This window comes from Pseudocitrobacter vendiensis, from assembly GCF_943590815.1.
Classification (GTDB): Bacteria; Pseudomonadota; Gammaproteobacteria; order Enterobacterales; family Enterobacteriaceae; genus Pseudocitrobacter; species Pseudocitrobacter vendiensis.
This window is the reverse complement of record NZ_CALSBS010000020.1, coordinates 1-18,026: the sequence shown is the minus strand read 5'-3', so window position 1 is coordinate 18,026 and position 18,026 is coordinate 1. Positions and strand designations below refer to the sequence as shown.

General features: G+C 55.1%; 14 protein-coding genes. 6 read left to right on the top strand and 8 right to left on the bottom strand.

What is annotated here, in order from left to right; translation table 11 throughout:
- The first annotated feature begins 568 nt into the window (after positions 1-568).
- Both malP and malQ read left to right on the top strand, forming a co-directional pair.
- A complete protein-coding gene (malP, locus tag NMC31_RS18275; protein WP_253898744.1) occupies positions 569-2,959 on the top strand; it encodes a maltodextrin phosphorylase in 2,391 nt (796 codons plus the stop codon).
- 10 nt (positions 2,960-2,969) lie between these two features.
- Complete coding sequence (gene malQ, locus NMC31_RS18270; protein ID WP_253898743.1) at positions 2,970-5,051, top strand: 4-alpha-glucanotransferase; 2,082 nt, start codon at positions 2,970-2,972, stop codon at positions 5,049-5,051.
- 135 nt (positions 5,052-5,186) lie between these two features.
- Here malQ and gntT read toward each other — a convergent pair whose 3' ends face one another.
- From gntT to gntX, 3 genes are all read right to left on the bottom strand, one after another.
- A complete protein-coding gene (gntT, locus tag NMC31_RS18265; RefSeq protein ID WP_149464137.1) occupies positions 5,187-6,503 on the bottom strand; it encodes a gluconate transporter in 1,317 nt (438 codons plus the stop codon).
- A 426-nt stretch (positions 6,504-6,929) separates the two neighbouring features.
- Positions 6,930-7,505 (bottom strand): Fe-S biogenesis protein NfuA, encoded by a 576-nt coding sequence (gene nfuA, locus NMC31_RS18260; protein ID WP_015962666.1) that lies wholly within the window; start codon positions 7,503-7,505, stop codon positions 6,930-6,932.
- A 58-nt stretch (positions 7,506-7,563) separates the two neighbouring features.
- Positions 7,564-8,238 carry a DNA utilization protein GntX gene (gene gntX, locus NMC31_RS18255; RefSeq protein WP_253898742.1) on the bottom strand — a complete coding sequence of 225 codons (675 nt, stop codon included), beginning with the start codon at positions 8,236-8,238 and terminating at the stop codon, positions 7,564-7,566.
- Between the two features lie 37 nt (positions 8,239-8,275).
- Here gntX and bioH point away from each other — a divergent pair, with 37 nt between their 5' ends.
- Both bioH and NMC31_RS18245 read left to right on the top strand, forming a co-directional pair.
- Positions 8,276-9,049 (top strand): pimeloyl-ACP methyl ester esterase BioH, encoded by a 774-nt coding sequence (gene bioH, locus NMC31_RS18250; protein ID WP_253898741.1) that lies wholly within the window; start codon positions 8,276-8,278, stop codon positions 9,047-9,049.
- A 122-nt stretch (positions 9,050-9,171) separates the two neighbouring features.
- On the top strand, positions 9,172-9,441 hold the full coding sequence (locus NMC31_RS18245) for a YdgH/BhsA/McbA-like domain containing protein (protein ID WP_253898740.1): 270 nt from the start codon (positions 9,172-9,174) through the stop codon (positions 9,439-9,441).
- Between the two features lie 161 nt (positions 9,442-9,602).
- Here NMC31_RS18245 and feoC read toward each other — a convergent pair whose 3' ends face one another.
- The 5 genes from feoC to greB form a co-directional block, all read right to left on the bottom strand.
- A complete protein-coding gene (gene feoC / locus NMC31_RS18240) occupies positions 9,603-9,839 on the bottom strand; it encodes a [Fe-S]-dependent transcriptional repressor FeoC (RefSeq protein WP_253898739.1) in 237 nt (78 codons plus the stop codon).
- 9 nt (positions 9,840-9,848) lie between these two features.
- Positions 9,849-12,161: a Fe(2+) transporter permease subunit FeoB gene (feoB, locus tag NMC31_RS18235; protein ID WP_253898738.1), complete on the bottom strand. Its 2,313-nt coding sequence runs from the start codon at positions 12,159-12,161 to the stop codon at positions 9,849-9,851.
- A 31-nt stretch (positions 12,162-12,192) separates the two neighbouring features.
- Positions 12,193-12,420 carry a ferrous iron transporter A gene (gene feoA, locus NMC31_RS18230; protein WP_149464142.1) on the bottom strand — a complete coding sequence of 76 codons (228 nt, stop codon included), beginning with the start codon at positions 12,418-12,420 and terminating at the stop codon, positions 12,193-12,195.
- Between the two features lie 380 nt (positions 12,421-12,800).
- Entirely contained in the window at positions 12,801-15,134 is a 2,334-nt protein-coding gene (locus tag NMC31_RS18225) for a Tex family protein (protein ID WP_253898737.1), read from the bottom strand.
- A gap of 103 nt (positions 15,135-15,237) precedes the next feature.
- Complete coding sequence (gene greB / locus NMC31_RS18220; protein ID WP_015962674.1) at positions 15,238-15,711, bottom strand: transcription elongation factor GreB; 474 nt, start codon at positions 15,709-15,711, stop codon at positions 15,238-15,240.
- Positions 15,712-15,926: 215 nt separating this feature from the next.
- Between greB and ompR the strand changes: the two genes are divergently transcribed.
- Together ompR and envZ are read left to right on the top strand one after the other, a co-directional pair.
- The gene (gene ompR, locus NMC31_RS18215; RefSeq protein WP_001157751.1) at positions 15,927-16,646 is read left to right on the top strand and encodes an osmolarity response regulator transcription factor OmpR; all 720 of its coding nucleotides are present in this window, start codon (positions 15,927-15,929) and stop codon (positions 16,644-16,646) included.
- On the top strand, positions 16,643-17,995 hold the full coding sequence (envZ, locus tag NMC31_RS18210; RefSeq protein ID WP_149464144.1) for a two-component system sensor histidine kinase EnvZ: 1,353 nt from the start codon (positions 16,643-16,645) through the stop codon (positions 17,993-17,995). Before ompR ends, envZ begins: the two co-directional genes overlap by 4 nt.
- Positions 17,996-18,026 lie beyond the last annotated feature (31 nt).

Below are 18,026 nucleotides of genomic sequence, written 5' to 3'. Positions count from 1 at the left end.
AATACAAAGGTCGGCCAAATGACAATTTATTGCAAGTTATGTCCGTTATTGATGTTTGCGAATTTGCACTCTGTCACAATTCTACTTATTGCCCATTTAAAAGACAGAGACCGGTTGCAGGGCGCGTGGTGTCTGGGTTTGTCAAAAAGGGTAAAACTCTGAAAAAGCGACAAAGTGCATGGGGTTAATTAAACAACTATTAAATTTTCCGCCGGATGCGCTATTAGGCTTACGAATCATCTTGTTTTCATTTCAGGTTATTTCATCAGCGTAACTATTTCCTTGCGGCCATAAATTAGGAAAAACACCATTTCATTTTTATGACACACCGCGCGGATATCTTCGTTCTGATAACTGAAACTGCCGCCTGGCAGAATGGATGGCCGCCTGGTGCTGGGTGAAATTTGCACAAATCAGGAATTAGTGAATGCTGTAATAGTGTCTGCGATCACACTTTTCGCTCATCCCTGCGACTCCTCCCCGCCTAATCCGGGACGGGATGAGGAAGACACACAGTCAGCCAGGCAAACTATCACTAACGTTTATGTAAAAAGGACTCGAATTCTCTATGTCACAGCCCTCCTTCAATAAAGAACTGTTTCAGGCGGCCCTGACGCGTCAGTGGCAACGATTTGGTTTACAGGCTGCTTCTGAGATGACCTCTCACCAGTGGTGGCAGGCTGTGAGCGGCGCGCTGGCAGAAATGCTCTCCGCTCAACCCGTGGCGAAACCGGCGAAGGATCAACGCCATGTGAACTACATTTCGATGGAGTTCCTGATTGGTCGTCTGACCGGCAACAACCTGCTTAACCTCGGCTGGTATGAAGGCGTAAGCGAAGCCCTGAACGCCTTTGATATCAACCTGACCGACCTGCTGGAAGAAGAAACCGATCCTGCACTGGGTAACGGCGGTCTGGGGCGTCTGGCGGCCTGCTTCCTCGACTCCATGGCGACCGTCGGTCAGTCGGCAACGGGTTACGGCCTGAACTATCAATATGGCCTGTTCCGTCAGTCCTTCGAAGGCGGTCAGCAGATGGAAGCGCCGGATGACTGGCAGCGCGGTAGCTACCCGTGGTTCCGCCATAACGCGGCGCTGGATGTGCTGGTCGGTATCGGCGGGAAAGTCAGCAAAGAGGGCCACTGGACCCCGGCATTCGAAATCACGGGTGAAGCCTGGGACCTGCCGGTACTCGGCTACCGTAATGGCGTCGCACAGCCGCTGCGCCTGTGGCAGGCGAAGCACGCGCATCCGTTTAACCTGACCAAATTCAACGACGGCGACTTCCTGCGTGCAGAACAGCAGGGCATTGATGCCGAAAAACTGACGAAAGTACTCTATCCGAACGACAACCATACGGCGGGTAAAAAACTGCGCCTGATGCAGCAATACTTCCAGTGCGCCTGTTCAGTGGCGGATATTCTGCGTCGTCATCATCTGGCGGGCCGCAAACTGCATGAACTGGCGAATTTCGAAGTCATTCAGCTTAACGATACACACCCGACTATCGCCATTCCGGAACTGTTGCGCGTGCTGATTGATGAGCACCAGTTGAGCTGGGACGATGCCTGGGCTATCACCAGCAAAACCTTTGCCTACACCAACCACACCCTGATGCCGGAAGCACTTGAGTGCTGGGATGAAAAACTGATTAAAGCGCTGCTGCCGCGCCATATGCAGATCATCAACGAAATCAACGCGCGCTTTAAAAAGCTGGTTGATAACACCTGGCCGGGCGACAAAGCGGTTTGGGCGAAACTGGCGGTCGTGCATGACAAACAGGTTCGCATGGCGAATATGTGTGTGGTCAGCGGTTTTGCGGTGAACGGCGTGGCCGCGCTGCACTCCGACCTGGTGGTGAAAGATCTGTTCCCGGAATATCACCAGCTGTGGCCGAACAAATTCCACAACGTCACCAACGGCATTACGCCGCGTCGCTGGATCAAACAGTGCAACCCGGCACTGGCTGCATTGCTCGATAAGTCGCTTAAGAAAGAGTGGGCGAACGATCTCGATCAGTTGAGCAATCTGGAGAAATTCGCCGATGACGCGAACTTCCGCCAGACCTATCGTGAAATCAAACAGGCCAACAAAGAGCGTCTGGCGGAGTTCGTGAAAGCGCGTACAGGCATTGAAATCAATACTCAGGCGATTTTTGATATCCAGATCAAGCGTCTGCATGAGTACAAACGCCAGCACCTGAACCTGCTGCACATTCTGGCGTTGTATAAAGAGATCCGCGAGAACCCGCAGGCAGACCGTGTACCGCGCGTATTCCTGTTCGGCGCGAAAGCAGCACCGGGCTACTACCTGGCGAAGAACATCATCTTCGCGATTAACAAGGTGGCAGAAGCGGTCAATAACGATCCGAAAGTGGGCGACAAACTGAAAGTGGTCTTCCTGCCGGATTACTGTGTTTCGGCGGCGGAAAAACTGATCCCGGCGGCGGATGTTTCCGAGCAGATCTCTACCGCAGGCAAAGAAGCGTCTGGTACCGGCAACATGAAGCTGGCGCTGAACGGTGCGTTAACCGTCGGTACGCTGGATGGCGCGAACGTGGAAATCGCGGAAGTGGTTGGCGATGAAAACATCTTCATTTTCGGTAACACCGTAGAACAGGTGAAGGCGCTGAAAGCCAAAGGCTACGATCCGCTGAAATGGCGTAAGAAAGATAAACTGCTGGACGCGGTGCTCAAAGAGCTGGAGAGCGGCAAATACAGCGACGGCGACAAACACGCGTTCGACCAGATGTTGCACAGCCTGCTGAAAGGCGGCGACCCGTACCTGGTGCTGGCTGATTTCGAAGCCTACGTGGCAGCGCAGAAACAGGTCGATGTGCTGTATCGCGATCAGGAAGCGTGGACTCGCGCTACTATCCTGAACACCGCGCGCTGCGGCATGTTTAGCTCCGATCGCTCCATTCGCGATTATCAGAAACGTATCTGGCAGGCAAAACGCTAAGGACAGGCCTATGGAAAGCAAACGCCTCGACAATGCCGCGCTGGCGGCGGGGATCAGCCCCAACTATATCAATGCGCACGGTAAACCGCAGTCTATCGGTGCTGACACCAAACGGCGTTTGCTGGACGCAATGCATGCTACCGCCACGAAAGTGGCGGTGACGCCCGTCCCGAACGTCATGGTCTGGACGCATGGCAAAAAAATGGCGCTTACGGTTGAAGGCAGCGGTGAGTTTCATTGGCTGCTGACCACCGAAGAGGGCAAGCAGTATCAGGGCGAAGCGACAGGAGGCAAAAACCTGGCGCTGCCTGCGCGTCTGCCTGAGGGTTATCACTCCCTCACGCTGACCCAGTCTGATGAACGCTGGCACTGCCGGGTGATTGTCGCCCCGGAACGTTGCTATGAACCGCTGGCGTTGAAAGAGAAAGAAAAACTGTGGGGGGCGTGCGTACAGCTCTACACACTGCGTTCTGAAAAGAACTGGGGGATTGGCGACTTTGGCGATCTGAAAGCGATGCTGCCGGAAATCGCCAAACGTGGCGGGGCGTTTATCGGCCTCAACCCGATTCACGCGCTCTACCCGGCGAACCCGGAAAGTGCCAGCCCGTATAGCCCGTCTTCACGCCGCTGGCTGAATGTGATTTATATCGACGTCAATGCAGTGGAGGATTTCCAGCACAGCGAAGAAGCGCAGGCCTGGTGGAAAAAACCGGCCACGCAGAAGGCGCTGAAAGCCGCCTGTGATGCGGTGTGGGTTGACTACACGGCGGTTACAGAACTGAAAATGACCGCCCTGCGTATGGCGTGGACGCGTTTTGCCAAACGTGACGACGCGCAGATGACCCAGTTCCGCAACTTTGTGGAACGTGAAGGTGACAGCCTTTACTGGCAGGCGGCGTATGACGCGCTGCATGCCAACCAGGTGAAAATCGACAAACTGCGCTGGGGCTGGCCGGCCTGGCCGGAAGCGTATCAGGATGTCGACAGCCCGGAAGTGCGTGCCTTCTGCGCGCAGCATGCCGATGAAGTCGATTTCTACCTTTGGCTGCAATGGCTGGCGTACACCCAGTTCGCGGCCTGCTGGCAGGAAAGCCAGCAATATGACATGCCGATTGGCCTTTATCGCGACCTCGCCGTGGGCGTGGCGGAAGGTGGCGCGGAAACCTGGTGTGACCGCGAGCTTTACTGCCTGAAAGCGTCAGTGGGCGCACCACCAGATATCCTTGGGCCGCTGGGGCAAAACTGGGGCCTGCCGCCGATGGATCCGCATATCATTACTGCGCGTGCTTATGAGCCGTTTATCGACCTGCTGCGCGCAAACATGAAAAACTGCGGCGCGCTGCGTATCGACCATGTGATGTCTGTGCTGCGTCTGTGGTGGATCCCTTACGGTGAGACGGCGGACCACGGTGCGTACGTGCATTATCCGGTAGACGATCTGCTGTCGATTCTGGCGCTGGAGAGTAAACGTCATCGCTGCATGGTGATTGGCGAAGATCTCGGTACCGTACCGGTGGAGATTGTCGGCAAACTGCGCAAGAGCGGAGTTTACTCATACAAAGTGCTCTACTTCGAAAATGACAGCGACAAAACCTTCCGCGCGCCAAAAGCGTACCCGGAGCAATCCATGGCGGTCGCCACCACCCATGACCTGCCGACGCTGCGCGGTTACTGGGAAAGCGGTGACCTGACGCTGGGTCGGGCGCTGGGGCTCTATCCGGACGAAGTGGTGCTGCGTGGTTTGTACCAGGATCGTGAACTGGCGAAGCAGGGCCTGCTTGATGCGCTGCACAAATATGGTGTGCTGCCAAAACGTGCCGGGCATAAAGCCAGCCTGATGAGCATGACCGACACCCTTAACCGTGGCATGCAGCGTTATATCGCTGACAGCAACAGCGCACTGCTGGGGCTGCAACCGGAAGACTGGCTGAATATGGAAGAGCCGGTCAATATCCCCGGTACCAGCGATCAGTACAAAAACTGGCGTCGTAAGCTGACTACCAGTCTTGAGCAGATGTTTGCCGATGAACGGGTAAATAAGCTGATTAAGGATTTGGATAAGCGGCGCAAAGCGGCAGGTAAGAAGAAGTAAAAGCGAATCAAAATATTTCCCTCACCCCGGCCCTCTCCCTAAGGGAGAGGGTGAAAACCGTATATACCCGACCACTGGCACAATCGGTTCCCTCTCCCTAAGGGAGAGGGTTAGGGTGAGGGTGAAAATCTCACATCAAACAACCATTCCCAGCAGCAGACAACCTACCAGACCACACACGGAGATGATGGTTTCCAGCATCGACCAGGACTTGATGGTCTCGCCGATAGTCAGGTTGAAGTACTCTTTGAACAGCCAGAAGCCCGGATCGTTCACGTGAGAGAAGATAACGCTACCGGAACCGACCGCGATAACCATCAGCTCCGGGCTCACGCCCGTGGTGGCGATCAGCGGAGCCGCGATACCACCGGCAGTGATAGCCGCAACGGTTGCAGAACCCAGCGCGATACGCAGCACAGCGGCGATAGACCAGGCCATCAGCAGCGGAGAAACGTTGGAGCCATGCATCATTGAAGCGATGTATTTGTCCACGCCGCTATCAACCAGAACCTGTTTAAACGCACCGCCACCGCCGATGATCAACAGCATCATGGCAATGATTTTGATGGAAGAGGTCAGCGTATCGTTCACCTGGTCCATGTTACGACCACGGTTCAGACCGAACGTGAACACGGCAATCAGGACGGCAATCAGCGTAGCCATTACCGGGTCGCCGAAGAATTCAGCGTACGGCAGCACCGCGTGGCCTTTCGGCAGCACCATTTCTGCAATGGCGCGCAGGGCCATCAGGATGACTGGAACCAGGGCTGTCCAAACGCTCACGCCGAAAGAAGGCATTTCTTCTTCGGTGAAGGTTTTCGGGTTGTGCAGACCTTCCGGAATGGGTTTGTCGATGCTTTTCAGGCAGCGTGCATATACCGGACCCGCCAGAATTACGGTCGGGATTGCCAGCAGCGTACCGTACAGCAGGGTTTTACCCATGTCTGCGTGGAAGATGGTTGCAATCGCGGTCGGGCCCGGGTGCGGCGGCAGGAAGCCGTGCGTAACGGACAGCGCGGCAGCCATCGGTACACCGATATACAGCAGCGGAATACGTGCGGAAGCGGCAATGGTGAACACCAGCGGCAGCAGCAGAACGAAGCCCACTTCATAGAACAGGGCAAAACCGACGGTGAAACCGGTCAGAACCACAGCCCACTGAATGTTTTTGCGGCCGAACTTTTCGATAAGCGTGGTGGCGATACGCTGAGCACCGCCGCAGTCTGCCAGCAGTTTCCCGAGCATTGCGCCGAAGCCCATAATCAGCGCAAGGCTGCCCAGGGTTCCACCCACACCGTTTTTGATGGAGACGATGACTTTGTCGAGCGGCATACCCTGCATCAACCCGACGGCGAGCGCCACCAGGATAAGGGCAATAAAGCCGTTCATTTTAAAACGGATCATCAGCAGTAATAACAGGATAACCCCGATAGCTACTATGACTAATGGCATGATGCACCTGGCCTTTAATTTATATGGGTAACGTCATTGTTTCAGTGACAACGTCCAATTGTCCCCTGGAGAGGGTGGACACACTTCATTGCGTCGGAATCTCACTTTTGCCAGCTAAAGGATAGCTGGCTATTGATTTACGTGACGACGCTATGGGGCGGATGATACGGGTAACATGCGGGGGTGAGAATTACCTGTGCAGCATAAATGTAAAAATTGCGACAGATGTCATACTATTTGCCGGGGTTTTGCAAAGATGTGTATAGGGAATTGCGAGCCATGTTGCGCGGTAACATTACCGACATGGATTTATGTGGAGTGAAGCATTTGCCGGATGCGGCTTCGCCTTATCCGGCCTACAAAATCTGCACAACACGTAGGCCCGGTAAGCGCAGCGCCACCGGGCAATCAGGGAAGGGGGAAAACTTAGTAGTAAGAGTGTTCGCCGCGCTGGTGTTCAGTCAGGTCGCGCACGCCTTTCAGTTCCGGGAATTCAGCCAGCAGCTGCTTTTCAATCCCTTCTTTCAGCGTCACGTCTACCATCGAGCAGCCGTTACAGCCGCCGCCGAATTGCAGAATCGCGTAACCTTCGTCGGTGATTTCCATCAGCGTCACACGGCCGCCGTGGCCTGCCAGTTGCGGGTTAACCTGCGCCTGAATCATGTACTCAACGCGTTCCATCAGCGGTGCATCGTCAGACACTTTACGCATTTTGGCATTTGGCGCTTTCAGGGTTAGCTGAGAACCCAACTGATCGGTAACAAAATCAATTTCCGCATCTTCGAGATACGGTGCGCTCAACTCATCGACATAGGCGGTGAGTTGTTCAAATTTCAGGGCAGTATCACTTGCTTCCACCGCATCCGGCGGGCAATAAGAAACGCCACATTCTGCGTTTGGCGTGCCAGGATTGATAACAAATACGCGGATTTGTGTACCTTCTTCCTGATTTACCAGCAGTTTGGCAAAGTGCGCTTGTGCAGCATCGGAAATACGGATCATAGCTTTGGCCTAATAGTTGACTACTTTAGTTGGTTATAATACGCCCATCAGAGGGGGTCTACAAGGTGCGACACAGGCACCATACCTGAACGCTCGCCGCGCCGTTTCGCAAAAGCAGGCGGGAAATTTCGGCGACAGTGCTGCCTGTGGTGACGACATCATCCACAATCACCATATGGAGCCCCTTCACCGGTAATTCAAGCCGGAAGGCATTTTTCAGGTTACGGGCGCGTAACCGCGCGCTGAGCTGGTGCTGGGTGGCGGTTTTTCGCACCCGTTTAAGAGCAAAAGGATGCCAGGCGCAGCCAAGCCATTTTGCCAGCGCCTGACACAACAGGTCGCTCTGATTAAATCCCCGTCGCCAGTGGCGTCGCTGCCAGAGCGGCACGCTGATGAGCCGGTCGGGCCGGGGTAATCCCGACCTTTGCCGCACGTTCAAGAGCATGAGCCGTGCCAGAATTGGGGCGAGCTCCGGCTTATCGCAGAATTTAAATTCATGAATCAAATGACTGAGCGGCGAAACATAATCATTCACCGCTATTAACCGGCTCCAGGGCGGCGCCTTGCGCAGGCAGCGCCCACATACGACGTGCCCGACCGCCGCCGGAAGGCCGCATAGTGGGCAACGCGTTTGTGTGTTGAATAAGGTTCGCGCGCAGCGGGAACAGACGCCCCAGCGTGAAATCGCCAGCGGCATTTGGCATAGCCAGCACAAGCTGTGGACTGTTAGCATATTGCACCTCGAAATCTGGATGTGGGAACAATAACTGATGAACAACGTTTGGTGGCAAACCAAAGGTGAAGGAGATTGTCATCTTGTGCTGCTGCACGGATGGGGGCTGAACGCGCAGGTGTGGGATTGCATAACGCCGGAACTGAGCGCGCATTTCACGCTGCATCTTGTCGACCTGCCAGGTTTTGGCCGCAGCCGTGATTTCGGTGCAATGTCGCTGGATGCGATGGTGGAGCATGTTCTTGCTCAGGCGCCTGAGCAGGCAGTTTGGTTGGGCTGGAGCCTCGGCGGGCTGGTGGCGAGCCAGATAGCCCTGACGCATCCACAACGCGTCCAGGCGCTGGTTACTGTCGCGTCCTCACCTTGTTTCTGTGCGCAGGACGACTGGGCCGGCATCAAGCCCGAGATTCTGGCGGGCTTCCAGCAGCAACTGAGTGAAGATTTTCAGCGTACCGTTGAGCGCTTCCTCGCACTGCAAACGCTGGGCACGGAAAGCGCCAGGCAGGATGCGCGTGCGCTTAAAAGCACGGTACTGTCACTGCCGATGCCGACCGTCGATGCCCTTAATGGCGGTCTGGAGATCCTGAAAACCGCTGATTTGCGTCAGGCGCTGACCTCGCTGGACAAACCTTTTCTGCGTCTTTATGGCCGACTGGATGGTCTGGTGCCGCGTAAGGTTGTGCCTGTGCTTGATGCCCTGTGGCCGCAGAGTGAATCGTACCTTTTTGCCAAAGCCGCGCATGCGCCGTTTATCTCGCATTCGGATGAATTTTGTCAGGTTATTCGCGAGTTTGCCGACGCTAAAATTTAATTTTTTGTGTCCACATGGCAAAAGTTTCAAAGCGGAACAATACTTATCCTGCCGGTACGCTTAATGCGTTGATAGCCGTTGCGTACCGTATATAAAACAAAAACTTATATAGGGATAACGTTATGAAACTTGTTACAGGTATTGTCGCGACTCTGGTTATGGGCTCGCTCTCTTTTGGTGCGCTGGCGGCACAAGAGATTCAGAAAGAAGATGTCGCGAAGATGAACCTCACTAAGGTTGGCGAAATCACCACTTCGCGCACCACATCTCCGATGGATGCGAAGCGTGATTTGTCGAAAAAGGCGGATGAGCTGGGTGGGAAGTATTACGTGATTATCGCCGGTTCAAAGAATGAGAAAACCGTGCACGGTAACGCGGACGTTTATAAGTAATTAAAAAAAGCGGGTCTTCGGACCCGCTTTTGCCATGAGCGCCTGCATTTTTGCCATGAGCGCCTGCATTTTTGCCGGATGGCGCTGCGCTTATCCGGCCTACGGGTAAGCGGATGTTGGCCCATTTTGTAGGCCCGGTAAGCAACGCGCCACCGGGCAGATCAGCACAGCACCCACCATTCGCTCAGGCAGGCGCGCCCTTCCGGGCACTGCTTACAGCTTCCCGACAGACAACCATCCGCGTCTTCCTGCACGCGACGTGCTTTCCCCATCGCTTCCAGGCGTTCGAGCATGGCATCGATCATCGGCTGCGGCGTGTGTAACTGCGCGCTGAGTTGTGATGCCTCCATGCGTCCTTGCAGTGCCAGCATATCGCGAACCTCAATTAACGATGCCATTACCTCTCCTTAGTGGCAACTGCCAGAAGTTTCGTGAGCATGAACGTTTTTGCGCGTCGCGAGTAGATTCACATCCACGCGGCTGCGCGCCCGGCGCAGCGCGCCAATCACTATCACGTTAAACAGAATCACCGCCAGAATGCACACCAGGCTGTACTGAGGGTGTTGTTTGAAGCTGGTAGCCTGATAGAAAAGTGTCGCTAGCGAGTAAGCGATGTTCAGCCCCCACAGCACCGAGAAGCCCATCCAGCCGCGGCTGGATTCACGGGCAATGGCGCCCATCACCGAAATGCACGGAATGTAGAGCAGAACGAAAATCAGGTAGCTGTAGGCCGCCGCTGCACTGCCGAATTTGCTGCTCATCACGCCCATTGCGCCGGTGGCCATTTCGCCGTCGCCCTTGCTGGCTTCGATTGGGTTCGCCAGCACGCTCAGGCTGAAGGTGTCTTTCAGGCTCTGCCAGGTTTCATCGGCTGCGCCCAGCAGTTCGTCGGTCAGGCTAAAGGTGGCAGGATCGAAATCTTCTTCCTGAATATTTTCAGCGGTGTAGAGGGTGTTCAGCGTACCGACCACCACTTCTTTCGCCATCGCCCCGGTAAACAGGCCGACCGCAGCCTGCCAGTTGTCTTCGTGAACGCCAATCGGTTTCAATAGCGGCGTTAACTGACGGCTGACAGAGGCAAGGGCAGAGTCGTTGATATTATCGACCGCCTGGCCGCTCAGTGAGAAGCTGTTCAGGGCACTCAGGAAAATACTGACGATGACAATCACTTTACCCGCGCGAACGACAAAGCCTTTCAGGCGCTGCCAGGTCTGGATAAACAAACTCTTCAGATGCGGAATGTGATAAACCGGCAGCTCCATCACGAACGGTGACGCTTCACCACGCATGATGGTGTATTTGAGCATCAGGCCGGTGAGGATCGCCATCACGATGCCCAGTACGTAAAGCGAGAAGACCGCCAGCGCGCCCTGTTGACCAAAGAAGGCTGCCGCGAAGACGGCGAAAATAGCCAGACGTGCGCCGCAGGACATAAACGGCGCCATCATGATCGTCATCAGACGTTCACGCGGGGCGTCCAGCGTACGTGCGCCCATTACCGACGGCACGTTACAGCCGAAACCCACAATCAGCGGCACGAAGGATTTGCCCGGCAGACCAAGCGACTGCATCAGGCGGTCCATAACAAATGCCGCACGCGCCATGTAACCGGAATCCTCAAGGAAGGAGAGGAACAGGTACATCATGCCGATTTGCGGTACCAACGGCAGCACGGTGTTGATGCCGCCGCCAATCCCCTGGGCGAGGAAAATCGTCAGCCATTCCGGGAAGTGCAGCGTTGCACCCACCCATTGAATGCCGTGAATAAAGATAGCGACCGAGCCGCCGTCGAAAATAGGCTGCAATGCGCCGCCGATGTTAATCGCCAGCAGGAACATCAGGTACATCACGAACAGGAAAATCGGCAGCCCCAGTACGCGGTTGAGCACGATTTTATCCACGGCAGCGGTGAAACGGCTTGGCTCGGCGGTCAGGGTATTACTGACGCTGTCGCAAATGGCGGAGATGCTCTGATAACGCGCATCGGCGATATGCAACGCCGGGTCATCCAGCTCGTCGCTCAGGTTAGCCAGCGCGATATCGAGTTTATCCGCCGCACCGCCTGCGTAAGCGCGGCTGTAGATATCACCTTCCAGCATTTGCATACCGAGCCAGCGGCGCTGTTTTGCCGGAATGGACTCCGGCATCGCGCGTGCCAGATTCTCTGCTTCACGCAGTAGCGGCGCGGCGTAGTGCACCAGCTCAATTTCATCGTTACTTTGGTAGCGGTCAACCGCCAGTTTCAGGGCGTCTATCCCGCGGCCACGCGTGGAAACCAGCGGAACAACCGGGCAACCCAGACGAGCGGAGAGGGCGTCGATATCAATGCGGATTTGCTGTTTCTCCGCGATATCCAGCATGTTGAGCGCCACGATGCAGGGAATACCCAGCTCAAGCAGTTGCAGTGTCAGATAGAGGTTGCGCTCCAGGTTAGAGGCATCGACGACGTTAATCAGAAGGTCGGCGTCGCCGCTCAAAATATAGTGGCAGGCGATTTGCTCATCGAGTGAGGTTTGCGAGGAGATGGTGGTCAGGGAGTAGGTCCCTGGCAGGTCGACCAGCGTGACACTGTGATCGGTCGTAGAAAACGTCCCTTCTTTACGCTCGACCGTTACACCGGACCAGTTCCCCACGCGCTGACGCGCGCCGGTTAATTGATTGAATAATGTTGTCTTGCCGGAATTAGGATTACCAATTAAGCCAATGGTTAGTTTTTTCATTTTTTGTGAACTCTATAACAGCTAAATCGGATTAACGAGAAATGGATTCAAGATCCAGAAATTCCAAATCTTTTTTGCGTAGGACTAAACTGACTCGACGCGTTTCAATATGAATGGGGTCGCCTAATGGCGCGACACGCACAACCTGGAAAGAGGAACCGGGCAGCATACCGAGCGACAGCAGTTTCTGACGCCAGGCCGGACTGATGTCACGGGAGAAGCCAGTAATTTTCCACGCACTATCAGGAGTAAATTGCATAGGGCCTACTTATTTCATCGCGAGTCACTGTCGCGCGGGTTCAACAGAAACGAACGGAAAGGCGCGCGGACATGAGAGAGGTTAATTAATCTACAATACGATGATAATGAGAATGGTTTGTATCTTCAATAGATAAAATGTGACCGGATGTTCTTTCTGAGAATAAAGTGGGGCAAAGTTGATTTGGCGCAAAACAATTAGGGTAAACCGTATGTTTGTTTATTTCATCGAATGTTAATGCAGTGATAATAATGCTAAATATAAAAACAATTAATATATTTCCGAAATAAAAAGCCCGATAACGTTTATCGGGCCCACAGACGTTTCTGGTTTGTAGGCCGGGTAAGCGCAGCGCCACCCGGCAAACCAAACCGCACGATTTAGCGTTTTTTGCCCATCGCCGCCGCCAGCGCATCCATCATCGCGCTGTTACCCGCAGGCTGTGCATCGCGACCGCGTGGTTTTGCAGCTTTGGCCGCCGGGCGATTACCCGGGTTGCGCTCATTGCTGCTACCGCCGCGACGGGCGTTGGTTTCACCTGGCTGCTCGTCCAGACGCATGGTCAACGCAATACGTTTACGCGGCAGGTCCACTTCCAGCACTTTCACTTTCACGATATCGCCAGCTTTCACCACCGTGTGCGGATCTTCCACAAACTTATCCGCCAGCGATGAGATGTGAACCAGACCATCCTGATGCACGCCGATATCGACAAAAGCGCCGAAGTTGGTGACGTTAGTGACCGCGCCTTCCAGAATCATCCCCGGCAGCAGGTCGTTCATGGTCTCAACGCCATCGGCGAACTTCGCCGTTTTAAACTCAGGGCGCGGGTCACGGCCTGGTTTTTCCAGCTCTTTGATGATATCGGTGACGGTTGGCACGCCGAAACGCTCGTCGGTGAATTCAGAGGCTTTCAGGTTACGCAACTCGCTGCTATTACCCATCAGATCTTTCAGCGCCTGTTGTGTCCGCGCCAGAATACGCTCGACCACCGGATATGCTTCAGGGTGCACCGTTGAGGCATCCAGCGGGTTATCACCGTGGTTGATACGCAGGAAGCCCGCGCACTGCTCAAAGGCTTTCGGCCCCAGACGGCTGACTTTCAGCAGTTGCTGGCGGTTCTGGAACTGACCGTTCTCATCGCGCCAGCTCACAATATTCTGCGCCATCATGCGCGTCAGGCCCGCTACGCGAGTTAATAGCGGAACGGAAGCGGTATTCAGGTCTACGCCAACGGCGTTTACGCAGTCTTCCACCACCGCATCCAGCTTACGCGCCAGCGAGGTCTGGCTGACGTCGTGTTGATACTGGCCGACGCCGATGGATTTCGGGTCGATTTTTACCAGCTCGGCGAGCGGGTCCTGCAAACGACGGGCGATAGAGACCGCGCCACGCAGAGAAACGTCGAGGTCCGGGAATTCCAGCGCCGCCAGTTCAGACGCGGAGTAAACCGATGCCCCTGCTTCGCTGACGATCACTTTCTGCGCCGTCACTTTCGGGAACTGTTTCTGCACGTCGAGGAAGAAACGCTCCGTTTCGCGTGAAGCCGTACCGTTACCGATAGCGACCAGCTCAACGTTATGTTTCTCGCACAGCGCTGCCACCGCGACAGCCGCTTTCGCCGCCTGCCCTGTGTGCGGGTAGATAGTGTCGGTAGCAACCAGTTTGCCGGTGCCATCCACAACGGCCACTTTCACGCCGGTACGCAGGCCCGGATCGAGGCCCATCGTCGCGCGCAGGCCCGCAGGTGCGGCCATCAGCAGGTCGTGCAGGTTACGGGCGAAGACGTTAATCGCTTCGTCTTCCGCACGTTCACGCACGGTACCCATCAGTTCGGTTTCCAGGTGCATCAGCACCTTGATGCGCCACGTCCAGCTCACCACGCCTTTGCGCCAGCTATCCGCTGGGGCGTTGTTCAGGCGCAGGCCAAGGTGGTCGATAATAATCTGTTCGCCGTGGCTCTCTTTCGGCGGCTCGTCGAACTGCGGGTCGGCATTCAGCGAGAGTTGCAGGATGCCTTCGTTGCGGCCTCGGAACATCGCCAGCGCGCGGTGAGACGGTACGGTAGAAATCGGTTCGTGATGGTCGAAGTAGTCGCGGAATTTCGCGCCTTCTTCCTCTTTACCTGCCACCACGGTCGCCACGATATGGGCGTTTTTCCACAGATAATCACGCACTTTCGCCAACAGGCCCGCGTCTTCAGCAAAACGCTCCATCAGGATATAGCGCGCGCCATCCAGCGCGGCTTTGGTGTCCGCTACGCCTTTGTCGGCATCGATAAATTTGGCGGCTTCCGTCTCCGGGTCATGGGACGGTTCGTTCCACAGCAGCTCAGCCAGCGGCTCCAGCCCGGCTTCAATGGCGATTTGCCCGCGCGTGCGACGTTTTTGTTTATACGGAAGGTAAAGGTCTTCAAGCTCGGTTTTGCTGAGGGTGCCGTTAATGGCTTTTTCCAGCGACTCGGTCAGTTTACCTTGCTCGCTGATGGACTTAAGAATGGTCTGGCGACGCTCTTCCAGTTCACGCAAATAGCCCAGTCGGGACTCCAGATTACGCAACTGCGTGTCATCCAGACCGCCGGTGACTTCCTTACGATAACGTGCAATAAACGGCACGGTATTCCCATCATCAAGCAGGCGAACGGCGGCTTCCACCTGTTCTGCGCGTGCCTGAAGTTCACCCGCAATAATGCGGCAGAGCGAATCATTCATCATGGTGTTGTCATCTGTTGGGTCGAAAAAATCAGGGGATAGTTATACGGATTGACCGGCAAAAATGCCAGTCGCCACCGTATTCTCTCGGATTGTTCCGGGCGCGCTACTTCACATATTCGATCTCATTGATGTACCAGCTCGCTTCACCGGCAGGGGTCTGCACCACGGCCAGGTCGCCCACCTCTTTTTTCAGCAGGCCGCGCGCCATCGGCGAATCAATTGAGATGTAGTCGTTACGGCCAAAAATTTCATCGTAGCCGACAATGCGAAAGCGCTTCACATCGCCGTCGTCGTTTTCAATCTCCACCCACGCGCCAAAGAAGACTTTGCCTTCCTGCTGCGGGGAATAATCGACAATCTTCAGGTTTTCCAGACATTTGGTGAGATAACGCACGCGGCGGTCGATTTCACGCAGGCGCTTTTTGTTGTACTGGTAATCGGCGTTTTCACTGCGATCGCCCAGACTTGCAGCCCAGGTCACTTTTTTGGTGACTTCCGGGCGTTCCTCGCGCCAGAGGTAATCCATCTCTTTTTTCAGTTTTTCATACCCTTCACGGGTAATTAAAGGCGTTTTCATCCGCGTTTCCTGCCTTCTGCTGGCCTGTTGGAAAGCACAAAAGAGTCCAACAGGATGAATAATGTGTCTTATGATTAAATGTATACTTAAGCCGCTGTAAAATATGCTTTGTAACAATTTAGCCTGGAATTTATACCAGATTTAACTGGTGACCGGCTTACGCTTTTTTAAGAATACGCACTGATAATTGTTGCGAACCTTTGGGAGTAAAAACAATGCAAGAGAATTATAAGATTCTGGTGGTCGATGACGACATGCGCCTGCGTGCGCTGCTTGAACGTTATCTGACCGAGCAGGGTTTCCAGGTTCGAAGTGTAGCCAACGCCGAACAGATGGATCGTCTGTTAACCCGCGAATCCTTCCATCTTATGGTACTGGATTTAATGCTGCCAGGCGAAGACGGTTTGTCCATCTGCCGCCGTCTGCGTAGCCAAAGCAACCCAATGCCGATCATCATGGTGACGGCGAAGGGCGAAGAAGTTGACCGTATCGTCGGCCTGGAAATCGGCGCTGACGACTACATTCCAAAACCGTTCAACCCGCGTGAACTACTGGCCCGTATTCGTGCGGTGCTACGTCGTCAGGCGAACGAACTGCCGGGCGCGCCTTCTCAGGAAGAGGCGGTGATTGCCTTCGGTAAGTTCAAGCTGAACCTCGGTACGCGTGAAATGTTCCGTGAAGATGAGCCGATGCCGCTGACCAGTGGGGAATTTGCGGTACTCAAAGCGCTGGTGAGCCACCCGCGTGAACCGCTCTCTCGAGACAAACTGATGAACCTGGCGCGCGGTCGCGAATATTCCGCGATGGAACGTTCCATCGACGTACAGATCTCCCGTCTGCGCCGCATGGTGGAAGAAGATCCGGCCCATCCACGCTATATCCAGACCGTTTGGGGCCTGGGGTACGTCTTTGTCCCGGACGGTTCTAAGGCATGAGGCGATTGCGCTTCTCACCGCGAAGTTCGTTTGCCCGCACGTTATTACTTATTGTCACCTTGCTGTTTGTCAGCCTGGTGACAACCTATCTTGTGGTGCTGAACTTCGCGATTTTGCCAAGCCTCCAGCAGTTTAATAAGGTCCTCGCCTACGAAGTCCGTATGCTGATGACCGATAAACTTGAGCTGGAGGACGGTACGCAGCTGGTAGTGCCGCCTGCGTTCCGCCGCGAAATTTACCGCGAACTTGGCATCTCGCTCTATTCCGATGAAGCGGCGGAAGAGGCGGGGCTGCGCTGGGCGCAGCATTACGAATTTTTAAGCCAGCAGATGGCGACGCAGCTAGGTGGCCCGACGGAAGTGCGCGTCGAGGTGAACAAAAGCTCGCCTGTCGTCTGGCTGAAAACCTGGTTGTCTCCCAACATCTGGGTGCGCGTTCCCCTCACTGAAATTCATCAGGGCGATTTCTCGCCACTGTTCCGTTACACACTCGCGATCATGCTGCTGGCTATAGGCGGTGCGTGGCTGTTTATCCGCATCCAAAACCGCCCCTTAGTTGACCTCGAACATGCCGCGCTACAGGTCGGTAAAGGCATGATCCCGCCGCCGCTGCGCGAATATGGCGCGTCGGAAGTGCGTTCGGTGACCCGTGCGTTTAACCATATGGCCGCAGGCGTGAAGCAACTGGCCGATGACCGCACCTTGCTGATGGCGGGCGTCAGCCACGACCTGCGCACGCCGCTCACCCGTATTCGTCTGGCGACGGAGATGATGGGCGAGCAGGACGGCTATCTGGCGGAATCGATTAACAAAGATATCGAAGAGTGCAACGCGATCATCGAACAGTTCATCGACTACCTGCGCACCGGGCAGGAGATGCCGATGGAAATGGCGGATCTTAATGCTGTACTGGGCGAAGTGATCGCCGCCGAAAGTGGTTATGAGCGCGAGATAGAAACCGATCTCCAGGCAGGAGAAATTCTGTTGCGAATGCACCCGCTCTCTATCAAACGCGCGCTGGCCAATATGGTGGTGAACGCCGCGCGTTACGGTAATGGCTGGATCAAAGTCAGCAGCGGCAGCGAGCTCAACCGCGCGTGGTTCCAGGTGGAAGATAACGGCCCGGGAATTAAACCCGAACAGCGCAAGCATCTGTTCCAGCCGTTTGTGCGCGGTGACAGCGCCCGCAGCACCAGCGGCACGGGGCTCGGCCTGGCAATTGTGCAACGTATTATCGACAACCATAACGGCTTGCTGGAAATTGACACCAGTGAACGTGGCGGACTGTTGATTCGCGCCTGGCTCCCGGTTCCGGTGGCGCATGTGCAGGGGCCGGTGAAAGAGAGTTAAAAGCTCCCCCTCACCCTAACCCTCTCCCGCA

Coding starts and splice junctions, on each gene's coding strand:
- nfuA (WP_015962666.1), bottom strand. CDS start 7,505: ATGATCCGTATTTCCGATGCTGCACAAGCGCACTTTGCCAAACTGCTG.
- gntX (WP_253898742.1), bottom strand. CDS start 8,238: ATGCTAACAGTCCACAGCTTGTGCTGGCTATGCCAAATGCCGCTGGCG.
- feoC (WP_253898739.1), bottom strand. CDS start 9,839: ATGGCATCGTTAATTGAGGTTCGCGATATGCTGGCACTGCAAGGACGC.
- feoA (WP_149464142.1), bottom strand. CDS start 12,420: ATGCAATTTACTCCTGATAGTGCGTGGAAAATTACTGGCTTCTCCCGT.
- malP (WP_253898744.1), top strand. CDS start 569: ATGTCACAGCCCTCCTTCAATAAAGAACTGTTTCAGGCGGCCCTGACG.
- malQ (WP_253898743.1), top strand. CDS start 2,970: ATGGAAAGCAAACGCCTCGACAATGCCGCGCTGGCGGCGGGGATCAGC.
- greB (WP_015962674.1), bottom strand. CDS start 15,711: ATGAAAACGCCTTTAATTACCCGTGAAGGGTATGAAAAACTGAAAAAA.
- bioH (WP_253898741.1), top strand. CDS start 8,276: ATGAACAACGTTTGGTGGCAAACCAAAGGTGAAGGAGATTGTCATCTT.
- gntT (WP_149464137.1), bottom strand. CDS start 6,503: ATGCCATTAGTCATAGTAGCTATCGGGGTTATCCTGTTATTACTGCTG.
- envZ (WP_149464144.1), top strand. CDS start 16,643: ATGAGGCGATTGCGCTTCTCACCGCGAAGTTCGTTTGCCCGCACGTTA.
- NMC31_RS18245 (WP_253898740.1), top strand. CDS start 9,172: ATGAAACTTGTTACAGGTATTGTCGCGACTCTGGTTATGGGCTCGCTC.
- ompR (WP_001157751.1), top strand. CDS start 15,927: ATGCAAGAGAATTATAAGATTCTGGTGGTCGATGACGACATGCGCCTG.
- feoB (WP_253898738.1), bottom strand. CDS start 12,161: ATGAAAAAACTAACCATTGGCTTAATTGGTAATCCTAATTCCGGCAAG.
- NMC31_RS18225 (WP_253898737.1), bottom strand. CDS start 15,134: ATGATGAATGATTCGCTCTGCCGCATTATTGCGGGTGAACTTCAGGCA.